Raw genomic sequence first — 12,386 nt, forward strand, 5'->3', positions numbered from 1 at the left:
ATTCTTGCAGCTTTCTGCGCAAGAAGCTTTTATTTTGATTAAAAGAATTTTATTTTGCTTGGAGTTGAGTTAATGCATACATCTGTTTTCAAGGAACCTAAAAATAATGATGCTGTGCTCTCTAATCATTGCAATGCCTCAGTAGCTTTTTTGCATCTTGGTTGTGAGAAGAACTTAGTAGATACTGAACACATGATGGGGTTGTTGGCTAGTGAAGGTTATGGCGTTAGTAGCAATACTGATGATGCAGAAGTTGTTGTAGTGAATACTTGCAGTTTCATCGAGCAAGCTCGTGAAGAATCTGTTCGCGCATTAGTAGGACTAGCAGACCAGGGTAAAGAAATAATTATTGCTGGTTGCTTGGCTCAACATTTTAAAAGTGAGTTGCTTGAATCTATCCCCGAAGCCAAAGCTATTGTTGGCACTGGAGATTATCAAAATATTATTGAAGTGCTTCAAAGAGTTCGTCAGGGGGAAAGAGTTAACCAAGTAAGTGAAAATCCTAAGTTTGTTGGCGATGAAAACCTACCTCGCTATAGGACAACTGGTCGATTTGTTTCGTATTTAAAGGTCGCTGAAGGATGTAATTACCGATGCGCTTTTTGCATTATTCCAACTTTGAGAGGAAATCAACGTAGCAGATCTGTTCAATCAATTGTTAATGAAGCGAACCAATTAGCCAAAGAAGGTATTCAAGAATTAATTTTAATTAGTCAGATCACAACTAATTATGGAATGGACCTATATGGAAGGCCTTATCTTGCAGACCTTTTAAGAGCACTTAGTCATGTAGATATTCCTTGGATTCGTATTCATTATGCTTATCCAACCGGTTTAACTCCAGAAGTTGTTTTGGCATATAAGGAAGTACCCAACGTATTGCCATATTTTGACTTGCCTTTGCAACATAGTCATCCAGATGTTTTAAGAGCAATGAATCGCCCTTGGCAATCAGATGTTAGCTCTGCTCTGCTTAATCGGATTAAAGAGCAATTACCAGAAGCTGTTATGCGCACAACCTTAATAGTTGGCTTTCCTGGAGAGACAAAAGCACAATTTGACCATCTTTGTGCTTTTGTAGAAAACCAGAAATTTGATCATGTTGGAGTATTTGCTTTCTCCAGAGAAGAGGGTACTGAGGCTGCAAAACTTCCTAATCAGGTGCCTTTTGAAATTGCACAAGCTAGAAAAGATAAACTTGTTGCTATTCAACAACCTATATCAGCTGCCAAAAACCAAGCCTTAATAGGACAAACTGTAGACGTTTTGATTGAACGTGAAGATCTTGCGACAGGAGAGTTAATTGGCCGCTCAGCTAGATTTGCTCCTGAGGTTGATGGAGAAGTTAGATTGCGTCCCTCCCAAGTTTTGTTTAATGATCTTCATGGGAAGATAGTTCCTGCATTGATTACAGGCTCTGAGCTATATGATCTAACAGGTGAAATAAATCATTTAAATTAAATCAACTTGATTGCTTTTAATATTTTTTGTATAGCAAAAGCTGCTCCTAGGCCAAGTACAACTATGCCGAAGTAAAAAACAATTCCCATTCTAGAAAAATGATCCAACACTATTCGAACAGATTAATCTATGATTTGTTCAGGAGTAAAGGAGGTTTGATTTTTAGTCTTGAACATATGCAATTCCATGAATGAGGCAGTATTCAGCCTTTTGGAGTTCTCTCCCTAGATATAACGCATGATCTAAACGACTGATAAGTATAGTCTCTTTTTCTACTTCTGAGAGTTTGATACCTAGCTCTTTTGCAGTTTGACCTTTATAAACCTTGTTTGGACAACGCTTTTCACCTTTTTCACATTTAATTGGTTTGCCTGTATCAGGATCAATTGCTCTACCAAGCTTATCTATATCGTTTTTATAGTGCTCTACAATAATTTCCTTAGTGTCCTGATCTAGTTTAATTATAAAGTAACCCTTTGGATCTAAGGCTATAAATCGCCTGGAATGTTTTTCATCAATATTTGCTATTTCTTTCGATAATGCTTCAGAGTACATTTTTTGGATCATAGATTCAGTGTCCAATCAGCATAAATATGGAATTCAAAAAGCTTTTTGATGTATGAATATTTTACGCATGATCAATCAAATTCGATATTTTATTTTCATATGAAAAGATGGTTTTTTGGGAAAATAGATTTTTCTTGGTACATATTGATAAGCAAGACTTGATCTTTCGTTTTTTTGCGGAATGATTAGTATCAAGAAATATAGGCTTGTAATGCTTTTCCCTCTAATTAGGTCTAGAAGTGAACTAGCTTTACTTACTAGAGAATTATCTGGAAATTCTAAGGCCAACTTGAAATCTACTGAAAATAGCTTTGGCACTGGCAACACTATTCTTAGTGAGAAGAACCATCGATTAAAGATTAAAAAAACCTACCAAAAAGAAACTGGTAACTATTTGAAGAAGAAATTGCCTGTTTAATTATGAGGTTGAAATTTATTGGCTATTGTAATTTATGTTTGAATTGGTTCTCATTTAATCGATTCCTGCCTTTATCTATGATGAGAAACGATGAGAAAAAGTGTACATATTGTGGATCTCAACTAACTATTAAGAAATGGACTTGAGTCTAATTAGAGATCAAACTCTTTAATGCTAGTAGTAATATTAGATTAACAACAATAAATGATATATATACAATTCTTGGATTCTTTAATCCTTTAGGTGCAGTCATTTCAACTCCAAATAACCTGAATAGAACTTGTTTATCGTCATTGTCATACTGTAAAAGCCCCTTAGATTCAGGATCAGATTGATTCTCGCTTTTTATATTTCCTTGGTCTTCCATAGACTTATTAAAAAACTATATAAAAACTATAGTTCTGGAGCATTGGATTTAAAAGGAACTTCATTGTTTGATGTATTGATTTCTTCATTAATATAACTGTTGATCTTTGGAAGCCATTCTTTTATCAGCTGATTCATATCTCTTTGATACCACTTGTGCAGACTGGTTCTAGGAGTAGCAACAAATCCACGTCTACTTTTGTGCGATCCTCCTGCGCCAGGATCAAAGCTTTTGATTCCATGCTTAATTGCCCATGTAATTGGAGAGTAATAACAAACTTCGAAATGTAGGCAATCAATTTCTTCCTTACTTCCCCAATATCGACCCCATAGCATGTTTTTATTTTTTATACATAGCGACATAGCGACTGGTTCTTTTTTGTTTCCATGATGTGCACTAAAGAATAAAAGTTTATCTCTTTGGCTTTCTAATTCTAGACTTGTAAAGAATTCTTTTGTTAAATATTTGCTTCCCCATACTCCCCATTTGGCACAGTGTTGTTTATATAAATGATACATAGTATTTAAGATGCTCTGGTCAATTTCATTTGAACTTATTGTTGAAATTACTAAACCAGATTTCTGAACAGATTTGCGCTCTCTTTTGATATTTCGTCTTTGATTAGAATTAAATTTATCAAGATATTCATCGAAGTTCTTTTCACCCTGAGATTGCCATATGCTTTGTCGATTCAACCATGGTAAATATTTTGACTTCTCTGCTATTTTCTTCCATTTAGGATCTACATAAAGGAAGTTACAACTTAGTATCCCATTTCGTATTGCGAATGTATCTATAATCTCTAACATTCTTATTGTTATTTCCTCTGCATTCTCTTCTGGTGAAATAAAGAATTTATACCCTTCTACTGGGCTTAGCGGACTCATCCCTATAAGTTTTGGATAATACCTAAGTCCTAATTCTTCAGATAATTTTACAAATGAATGATCAAATATAAATTCTCCATAACTGTGATTTTTTAAATATAGAGGTGCAAGTGCTATAGGCTTATTATCTTTCCAGATTCCTAGATGTATAGGTTGCCAGCCAAGCTTTGGCGAAATACTCCCAGAATGTTCTAATGAATAAAGCCAATCCCATTCAAAGAAAGGGTGCGAATCTTTATCCTGAAGATCTTTCCAATATTCTTTTGGTATTTCTTCAATTGATTTATGCCAAGTTGCTAAAATGTTTCCCATAGAATCAATGCTTTAAGCATAATTTCTTATATACTGCAGCATTAATTCATTTCCTTCTAAGTATTCTGTTTTTTTTAATATCCAAGAATTTGATTTAGTAAGGTTATTAGGAAGGTTATTAGAATTTACCCATAGTTTTTCACCTCCTAATACTTTAGGAATAATAGTAATTTGCAATTCATTAATCTTGTCTTCTATTAAAAATGATTCAACCAAGTCTGGACCACCTAGAAGAACTATTTTAGATAAACCCTTCTTTTTTAGTGTAGCTAAAGTCTCTGTCAAATTATTGTCAAATTCTAATATATTCTCAAATAAAGCTGAGCATATGTCTAATGTTTCAATTCTTTTTCTTGTTAACAACCAACGCCTAATCGGTTGGTCAAAAAAAGGCCATTGAGGGATAAAATTTGCTTCTTTACTAACTACTATGCAAATTGGCTGAGCGCCTTTTCTATTAAAAGAACGTTGTTTAATTAATTTAGGATTCTTAATTAGACAGGTATTTTTATGTGCTCTTAATGTACCAGCACCCATTAATGTTGCATCAGACCAGGCTAAAGCTTGTTCTAAAACATCTCTGTCTCCTTTGCCGCCAATATGTTGCCCTGGCTTATCACTAAAACCTATCCTTCCATCTAAGCTTATAGCTAATACAAGCTTCACCCAAGGCAAACTCAAAATTTTAATGATTACCCATTAGCTCTTTAATCTATTAGATATTTTGACAACTTGAATCGTTTGGATAGATTTCGGCTGCATTGTTAGGACTCTCTTGCAGTCGGACTTTGTGCAAAGTAGCCCCAATTTCTTTGATTGGCTCGACTAGCCGGTCTGCAATATGAAGAGCAATATTTTCCGCAGTTGGAACACATTTCGCAAAAAATGGAATATCTTTATTTAAAAAGGTGTGATCGAAAGGCTCTATAACTAAATCATCAACTAGTTTTTGTAATGCAGACAAATCACATATCATTCCGGTTCTACTATCTATCGCACCTTTGACAGTTATATCAACTAGGTAGTTATGACCATGCCCATGGGGTCGAGCACATTTTCCATAGATTACTTCATTTTCATTTGGAGAAAGCTCTTCCCTCGCTAGCCGATGAGCTGCTGCAAAATGTTTCTGAATAGTTAGGTAAGCATTCATATCTTCTCCACTGTAGTCCGCCCATAGGCTTTTCTGCTCGTAAAGTCTAAGTGAAACGATGGGAAGGTGAGGTTGGAGTCGATTCCATATGATTCGCACTAATGCTTCAGTAGTTGGTAAACAACCTTCAGAAGTGCTGATATCAAATTCAGGCCATGTTTCATTTAAAAAACGAAAGTCAAGGTGATTGGTAACTTCTTGCCTGATTGCATGCTTCACTTCTGAAAGATTAAGAACCATTCCATCACTATCGAGTTCTCCTGCCATAGAGACAATTAACTCATAATTATGTCCATGGCCTGGAGCTAATGCACAGTTACCAAAGCAAGAAGCGTTATCATCATCTGACAATTCTGGTAGCCAGTAACGATGGCTTGAGCTAAAGCATGCTCTACGTGTGATTACACAAGAGCGTCCTTTGCCATGATTTGTATGAGATGTGATCTCAGTCATAAAAGTTTCACATCAACATTCATCTTAAGTAGCTTTCTTGCTTTCTGTCTTTATGGATGATTTATCTCGTTTCAATCAAGTATGTAAAAAGTTAGGAGGTCGTAATCTTTATTTAGTAGGGATGATGGGATCTGGGAAGTCACGAACAGGCCCAGTTTTAGCTAAAAAACTTTCGTATGGTTTTGTTGATGTTGATGATGTTATAGAAAAAGTTACTAATCAATCCATTTCAGAAATCTTTGACCAAGAAGGTGAAATTGGCTTTAGAGAGATAGAAACGCAAATTTTGCAAGAGATTGGTCAGAGACATTCTCTAGTTGTAGCAACTGGCGGAGGTATTGTTACTCGACCAGAAAATTGGGGAATATTGCATCAAGGTGTTGTTATTTGGATTGATCTAGATCGTGAGATTGCTTTGTCAAGATTGCGCTCTGATGAAACACCGAGACCATTACTTCAAAAAAACCTTGACGATAACTTTGACTGTTTATTTAAGGAGCGCTTGCCTATTTATTTGGAATCGGATGTACATCTTTCTGTTCGGGAAGAGTCTCCAGATGACGTTGCAATTGGTATATGCACTAACTTGCAATTGTTGCTTCTTAAAGATGAGGGTCTAGACGGACGGCAAACCATTGAAGAGTAAACCCTGGTTTGATTTCAAGATCACATGCTGTATCTAATAATCTTTGAGCAGCAGATTCTACTGAGCCTTGGCTTTTGAGATCTTTTGGTAGTTCTTGTAATTTACCTAACCAACTCTCTAACCAAAACAAGGTTTCATCTTTATCTAAAAATCTCTCTTCCTGACCAGGTTCAAGAACTACATAGTGGTCACAAGCGCGAATTAGAGGATTTGACATGACAATCACTTTTGAACAGTTGGTAAGCTTCTTTCTTTTTATGATCCGGCAGAAGAAAATTCCATTAAATCTATTTCTAATTGATCGCGCCAATCAAATAAGTTCTTGAGTATTGGATTATCACTAAAACCTTTACAGCCTTTGTTGGCAAGGCGTATCCCTGAAGAAGTCGGAAACTTTATTAGCGATAACTGCGCTGCTACTGCAAGGTCCGCAATACTAAGTTCATTACCCACTAACCATTTTTTTGTATTCACCAGACTTGACAACTTTTCTAAGCTTTCTAGGAGAGATGCCTCTTGTTCATTATTTACTAAGTCACTAATTTCATTAATGAATTGGCAAGGAATACCACCAATGATTTGCTTGAGTGAAGCTGGAAGCTCGTCTGGTAAAAGAGCTACTCTTAAGTCTTCGTCAATAGCTGCTGCTTGTAAGAGGGCTCTTCTGGCAGCCTTCGCTAAAGTGGTATCTGCCCAATCTTCAATGATATGAGCCTGAGCTGCTTCTTTGGGGTCATTAGGGAAAAGCTTAGGTTCAGCCTCAATGCCTTCTAAATATTTAATAATTTCACTTGAATCAGCGATTATATTTCCGTTGTCTACTATGACTGGCACTTGCCTTTGTCCAGACAGACGAAATACATTCATTTGACCTATTCCAGGCATCACTTCAATAACTCTGTAACTTATTGCTTTTGCCTGTAACGCCATTCTTACCTTTAAGCAAAAGGACGAATGGCGAAATTGATATAGTTCCAACATAAAACTTTGCTCTCAAAGAAGGGCAGAGTAGATATTAAATGTATGCAAGAGTGACTCCAATGGGTGAGTTTTTTTCAAATGTTTCTAGATATCCCAAATATCTCATTACGATCATCCTTGGAATCTTTACGGCGTTTCTTCAACCATTAATTCGCAGAAGTAAAAATCCTCTCACAGCAATAGCACTCATAGCAGCTTTTATTAGTGCTGCTATGACTCTTTATTTTGTAGTGAAAGCAATGGTTTTCCCTTCATCAATGATTTAGTTATGGCACATGGTCGTCGTGTTGAAAAAGTTTCTGCTCTCATTCGAAAGGAAATGAGTCAACTATTGCTTGATGGAATAAGGGATGAAAGAGTTGCTTCCAGTATGGTAACTATTACTGAAGTAGAGGTTTCAGGAGATTTACAGCACTGCAAAATCTTTGTGAGTATTTTTGGCCAGGATCCAAAAAGAGAAGAGGCGTTTTCTGGTTTACAAGCAGCTAGTGGATTTTTGAGGGGTGAGTTGGGTAGAAGATTGCAAATGAGGAGAGCCCCAGAAATTGTTTTTAAATTAGATAAGGGGATGGAGAAAGGCTCTTCAGTATTAGATCTTTTGGGAAAACTTGAAGAAGAGAGAAAAAACAAAGATGAAATTTCTGAAGGAATGAATTTTTAGCGATGCCTTCGTTTGATCGCCAGGTTCTTCGACGCAAGGTTTCTGAAATCTTTGTTATACGCGCTAGTGGACATTCGTTGGATGCATTGAGGGAATATCCCAATTGGGAATTGACCAATCATCGATTACAGCAATTTCTCGAAGAAGGGGTGGGTGGTGTGATTTTGTATGGAGGTTCGATTGAGGAAATCACAAATCGGTGTGCACAACTTCGAATGTGGGCAGGAAAGCCGATTTTTTTATGTGCTGATGTGGAGGAGGGAGTAGGACAACGATTTCAAGGAGGGACTTGGTTGATCCCTCCAATGGCTTTAGGAAGGATTTATCTTAAAGAGCCTGAATATGCAATTTCACTAGCTGAGCACTATGGAGCTTTAATTGGTTATGAGTCAGTTATTTGTGGATTGAATTGGGTATTAGCTCCAGTTTGTGATGTTAATAGTAACCCTCTCAACCCTGTTATCAATATGAGGGCATGGAGTGATAATCCTCAGACTGTTGCAGATCTTGCATGTGCTTTTCATAGGGGCCTAACTTCTCAAGGAGTACTGGGATGCGCTAAACATTTCCCAGGTCATGGCGATACTAAAGTTGATTCACATTTAGAATTGCCAGTTTTAGATAATGATCTTTCTCGCTTAGCTGAAATAGAACTTCCACCTTTTCAGGCTTTAATTCAACAAGGAGTGAGCAGTATTATGAGCGCTCACTTGATTTTAAATAGGGTTGATTGTAATTACCCAGTCACTTTCTCAAAAAGAATTTTGACGGATCTTTTAAGAAAGAAAATGTGTTTCGAAGGCATGATTGTCACCGATGCTTTGGTAATGCGAGCTATATCTAAGACCTTCAGCAGTGGTTCTGCTGCTGTAATGGCATTTGAAGCTGGCGCTGATTTGATTTTGATGCCTCAAAACCCTTCTGAAGCAATAGATGCAATTGTGGAGTCTTTAATTTCTGGAAGATTACCTATTTCAAGATTGGAAGATTCTTTACAAAGACGTCAACTTGCACTTGCACAGTTGAACAGTGAAAAACCTGCGACCTCTTGCGAAAAGAATGCTTTTGAAAATCAAAAAGTTTCCTTTTTTGCTGAAAAACTTATTGACATTTCTATAGAGTCTAGAAATACCTTGATAATTGATAATTATAAATCACTCATCAATTTAATTCGTGTAGATAATTTGTACTCTAATCCAATTTTGAATCATTCATCTCCTGCTCTTGTGATTCCTGAGCAGTATGGCTTTAGAAATGTAATTACTCACCCTTCAGGGATTTCACCTTGGCAAAATAATGTGAAAGAGCCGCTTGCTTTGGAAAAGTTTTCAGATAGCGCTTTTCTTCTCCAGCTTTTTATCAGAGGTAATCCATTTCAAGGAGATGAGCCTCTACAAGAGCCTTGGATCTCAGTCATTATGCAATTGCAGCGTTCTAAGCGATTAGCGGGTTTGATACTGTATGGCGATTCCTTTTTATGGAATGACCTTCAAAATGTTTTGGAACCTACAGTTCCGTTTGTTTTTAGTCCAGGCCAAATGCCATTGGCTCAGGAAAAAGCATTGCAATGTTTATTGGACAGCAAAAAAATGAAAGTTGATATCTCACCATCTCAATGGGAGTTTATAAATTAATTACCAGCAAATTTATATGCATAGCTATGAATTTTGATAAAAGCTTTTCTCTAAAAGACAAAACAATTGTTATTACAAGATCTCAAGATCAACAAGTTGAGGCTCGTAGATCATTTGAAATGATGGGTGCGAATGTCTTAGAGCTTCCTGCTCTAGTTATTGGCCCACCTGATGATTGGCGACCTCTTGATGATGCTTTGTCTGAGTTAGAGACTTTTCATTGGATTATTTTTTCCAGTAGCAATGGAGTGAAAGCTGTTGAGAGTAGATTGTCTCTCACTGGTCGTTCCTTGTCTTCACGACCAAGCGGATTAAAGATTGCAGCAGTGGGTCAGAAAACAGCTAAGTCTTTAGAGATATATGGAGTGGAAGCTGACTTTGTACCTCCAAAATTCGTGGCAGACAGTTTGATTAAGAATTTTCCAGTGTCGGGATTGGGATTAAGGATGTTATTCCCTAGAGTGCAAAGTGGTGGTAGACCTATTTTGACGGAAGCCTTTAGAGATGCAGGTGTAAAAGTTGTTCAAGTATCTGCATATGAATCACGATGTCCAGAGGAGATTCCAGGAGAAACAGTTGATGCTTTAGATAATGGAAAGGTAGATGTAATTGCTTTCACAAGTAGCAAAACTGTAGTGCATACAGCTCAATTAATGTCTAAATATTTTGAAAGTAAATGGCAGAAAAAGCTCTTAGGAATTAAATTAGTTTCTATAGGTCCTCAGACAAGTATTAGCTGTAAAAAATATTTTGATAGAATCGATCAAGAAGCTGATCCACATGATTTAGAAGGTTTGGTTTGTGCTTGTATTGCAGCTACTAAAAATTAATCTAGTACTTCATTATTTTTATAACGTATTTCTACCAGCTCTTTAAAATTATCCAGATTCGTTTGTAGTTCATTAGTGACTAGATTTCCTAGTATATTCTTTTCCATTAATCGGGCTATCATTCTTGGTAGTTCATATGAAATGATTAACTTTACTTTGGTTAAGTTGTCTTTTTCAGGGTAAAAGTAAACACACCCTTTCGTTGGCAAGCCTCCAATAGATTCCCATTTCAAACTTTCTTTGTCAATCCTTTCATTTATCTTTGCTTTCCATTTAAACCGGAAACCATTTGCAGCTAATGTCCATTCAGTAATGTCAGGAAGTATTTTTGTTTCGTCATCAACTGTCTTTACGGATTCAATCCATGTCATCCAAAGAGGCATAGCTTCTAAATCACTCCATACGTTCCAGACTTTCTCAATAGGAGCTTCTATGTCATTGATGACTGTATGTTCTAGCCAATGTCCCATAATTAGAAATTTGAATGATTATTTTTAAGCTACTGAGCTTTTTAGGATTTCAGTAGCAGCTAGATGACCGCTCATAGTCGCACCCTCCATAGAATCAATGTAATCCTGACGGGTATAACTTCCTGCTAAAAAGAAATTACTCACAGGAGTAGATTGTTTAGGTCTATAGGGTTCCATACCTGGTGATTCCCGATATAGAGATTTTGCAAGCTTTACAACATTGCTCCACATTAGATTTAGGTCTTTTGAAGATGGGAAAAGCTCTCTTACTTGAGAATCAGTATGAAGAACAATATTTTCATTGGATTGTGAAATCCATGGATCACCTGGTGTAAGAACACATTGTAGTAATGAGCCTAGGCCTTCTTTCCGATAATCTGTTGGACTGGTTATTGCAAGATCTGCAAAACAGCTGAAGTCTGCATCTGCTGTATATAAAAGATTGTCTAGACCTGCAGGATTTTGAAGATCAACTTTAGCTGAATCATTATTGAGCTCAGTTACCCATCCGTCATAACGTAGCTGAACAGTTGCTACGGGGACAGCTTCGAGGTTATTAATTGCAGAAAAGAGAGGGAACTTATGCCATTCTTTAGGAATGATTTTTTGTATTCCAGGAACATCGCAAGCTGCAAGATATTGGTCGGCTTCAACACGGATTTCACCTGAGGGTGTATTGACTATGATTCCAGTGACTTTGGTATCAACATTATTTTCAAAACATATTTCTTTAACACGATGTCTGAGATTTAGCTTTCCACCTTTCTTTTCGATATATTCTAAAATTGGCTTTGTAAGCCATTTGTGAGGAGAACCTTTTAGCAGGTTTAACTTCGAAGCCTCAGTTTTAGCAGCAAACATCATAAATATCGTCAACATGCATCTTGCTGAAATTGATTGACAATCAATAAAACCTAGAGCATAAGCAATTGGATTCCACATTCGGTCGATGCTATTAAGACTCCCACCATGACTTAAGAACCATTCTTGAAAACTTATTGAATCCAGAGCTCTGATGGTTTTCATTGCCCCTTCATAATCAACTAGTCCCTGCACGATTGGACTAGTGCCTAGAGCTAGTGCATTACGTAATTTATCTATCCAATTCAGTTGAGGGGTTGTAAAAAAAGCTTTTAGGCCATTAAATGGAGCCCCCAAAGCAAAGCGAAAGTCCAGAGATTTAAGGTCTCCACCTTTATTTACAAATAGATGAGTGTGATCTTTGGGCAATAAATTTTCAATTGCGCCAACTTTTTTCATTAATGAAAAAAGATTGGTGTAATTGAAGAAAAATACATGTAATCCCATTTCTATATGATTGCCTTCGGGATCTTCCCAACTGCCGACTTTCCCTCCTACGAAAGGCCTGGCTTCATAAAGATCTACTGAATGCCCAGCATCCAAAAGGTCTACTGCTGCAGACAGTCCTGCAAGACCAGAGCCAACTATTGCAACTTTCACCTGTTTTTATAGAAACAATTTAATAACTCTATTAATAAGAGGTTCCATTTTCCAGAAGACAAAACACTAAGTTTCTCAATAAAGT

General features: G+C 36.7%; 16 protein-coding genes. 6 read left to right on the plus strand and 10 right to left on the minus strand.

Features of this window, described 5'->3' with window-relative positions:
- The first annotated feature begins 72 nt into the window (after nucleotides 1–72).
- Nucleotides 73–1,461 (plus strand): 30S ribosomal protein S12 methylthiotransferase RimO, encoded by a 1,389-nt coding sequence (gene rimO, locus P9211_RS00555; protein WP_012194672.1) that lies wholly within the window; start codon nucleotides 73–75, stop codon nucleotides 1,459–1,461.
- Here rimO and petL read toward each other — a convergent pair.
- The 6 genes from petL to P9211_RS00590 all read right to left on the minus strand — a co-directional run bounded on the left by petL (nucleotide 1,458) and on the right by P9211_RS00590 (nucleotide 5,618).
- Nucleotides 1,458–1,550: a cytochrome b6-f complex subunit PetL gene (petL, locus tag P9211_RS10040; protein ID WP_041390976.1), complete on the minus strand. Its 93-nt coding sequence runs from the start codon at nucleotides 1,548–1,550 to the stop codon at nucleotides 1,458–1,460. The two genes, rimO and petL, sit on opposite strands and share 4 nt — an antisense overlap.
- A gap of 73 nt (nucleotides 1,551–1,623) precedes the next feature.
- The gene (locus tag P9211_RS00565) at nucleotides 1,624–2,028 is read right to left on the minus strand and encodes a DUF4346 domain-containing protein (RefSeq protein ID WP_012194673.1); all 405 of its coding nucleotides are present in this window, start codon (nucleotides 2,026–2,028) and stop codon (nucleotides 1,624–1,626) included.
- Nucleotides 2,029–2,594: 566 nt separating this feature from the next.
- Nucleotides 2,595–2,813, minus strand: coding sequence for a hypothetical protein (locus P9211_RS00575; protein ID WP_012194675.1), 219 nt, complete (start codon nucleotides 2,811–2,813; stop codon nucleotides 2,595–2,597).
- Nucleotides 2,814–2,839: 26 nt separating this feature from the next.
- Entirely contained in the window at nucleotides 2,840–4,012 is a 1,173-nt protein-coding gene (locus tag P9211_RS00580) for a GNAT family N-acetyltransferase (RefSeq protein ID WP_012194676.1), read from the minus strand.
- Nucleotides 4,013–4,024: 12 nt separating this feature from the next.
- Entirely contained in the window at nucleotides 4,025–4,693 is a 669-nt protein-coding gene (locus P9211_RS00585) for a RibD family protein (protein WP_041390985.1), read from the minus strand.
- Nucleotides 4,694–4,727: 34 nt separating this feature from the next.
- A complete protein-coding gene (locus tag P9211_RS00590) occupies nucleotides 4,728–5,618 on the minus strand; it encodes a 6-pyruvoyl trahydropterin synthase family protein (RefSeq protein ID WP_012194678.1) in 891 nt (296 codons plus the stop codon).
- Between the two features lie 52 nt (nucleotides 5,619–5,670).
- Here P9211_RS00590 and P9211_RS00595 point away from each other — a divergent pair, with 52 nt between their 5' ends.
- Nucleotides 5,671–6,264 (plus strand): shikimate kinase, encoded by a 594-nt coding sequence (locus P9211_RS00595; RefSeq protein ID WP_012194679.1) that lies wholly within the window; start codon nucleotides 5,671–5,673, stop codon nucleotides 6,262–6,264.
- On the opposite strand, the gene P9211_RS00600 is transcribed toward P9211_RS00595, so the two are convergent.
- Nucleotides 6,221–6,481 carry a chlororespiratory reduction protein 7 gene (locus tag P9211_RS00600; protein ID WP_012194680.1) on the minus strand — a complete coding sequence of 87 codons (261 nt, stop codon included), beginning with the start codon at nucleotides 6,479–6,481 and terminating at the stop codon, nucleotides 6,221–6,223. The two genes, P9211_RS00595 and P9211_RS00600, sit on opposite strands and share 44 nt — an antisense overlap.
- Nucleotides 6,482–6,519: 38 nt before the next feature.
- Entirely contained in the window at nucleotides 6,520–7,245 is a 726-nt protein-coding gene (locus P9211_RS00605) for a glutathione S-transferase family protein (RefSeq protein ID WP_012194681.1), read from the minus strand.
- Nucleotides 7,246–7,304: 59 nt separating this feature from the next.
- Between P9211_RS00605 and P9211_RS00610 the strand changes: the two genes are divergently transcribed.
- From P9211_RS00610 to P9211_RS00625, 4 genes are read left to right on the plus strand one after another with little or no spacing between them, the layout of a single operon-like run.
- Entirely contained in the window at nucleotides 7,305–7,511 is a 207-nt protein-coding gene (locus P9211_RS00610; RefSeq protein ID WP_012194682.1) for a DUF751 family protein, read from the plus strand.
- 2 nt (nucleotides 7,512–7,513) lie between these two features.
- Entirely contained in the window at nucleotides 7,514–7,906 is a 393-nt protein-coding gene (rbfA, locus tag P9211_RS00615; RefSeq protein WP_012194683.1) for a 30S ribosome-binding factor RbfA, read from the plus strand.
- A 2-nt stretch (nucleotides 7,907–7,908) separates the two neighbouring features.
- Nucleotides 7,909–9,540: a glycoside hydrolase family 3 protein gene (locus P9211_RS00620; protein WP_012194684.1), complete on the plus strand. Its 1,632-nt coding sequence runs from the start codon at nucleotides 7,909–7,911 to the stop codon at nucleotides 9,538–9,540.
- Nucleotides 9,522–10,370, plus strand: coding sequence for a uroporphyrinogen-III synthase (locus P9211_RS00625; protein WP_012194685.1), 849 nt, complete (start codon nucleotides 9,522–9,524; stop codon nucleotides 10,368–10,370). The genes P9211_RS00620 and P9211_RS00625 overlap by 19 nt, the downstream gene beginning before the upstream one ends.
- On the opposite strand, the gene P9211_RS00630 is transcribed toward P9211_RS00625, so the two are convergent.
- Nucleotides 10,367–10,840 carry an SRPBCC family protein gene (locus P9211_RS00630; RefSeq protein ID WP_012194686.1) on the minus strand — a complete coding sequence of 158 codons (474 nt, stop codon included), beginning with the start codon at nucleotides 10,838–10,840 and terminating at the stop codon, nucleotides 10,367–10,369. The genes P9211_RS00625 and P9211_RS00630 overlap by 4 nt on opposite strands.
- Nucleotides 10,841–10,864: 24 nt before the next feature.
- Nucleotides 10,865–12,301 (minus strand): 9,9'-di-cis-zeta-carotene desaturase, encoded by a 1,437-nt coding sequence (zds, locus tag P9211_RS00635; RefSeq protein WP_012194687.1) that lies wholly within the window; start codon nucleotides 12,299–12,301, stop codon nucleotides 10,865–10,867.
- Nucleotides 12,302–12,386: the final 85 nt, after the last annotated feature.

Origin of the sequence: Prochlorococcus marinus str. MIT 9211 (assembly GCF_000018585.1) — a bacterium.
Classification (GTDB): Bacteria; Cyanobacteriota; Cyanobacteriia; order PCC-6307; family Cyanobiaceae; genus Prochlorococcus_D; species Prochlorococcus_D marinus_B.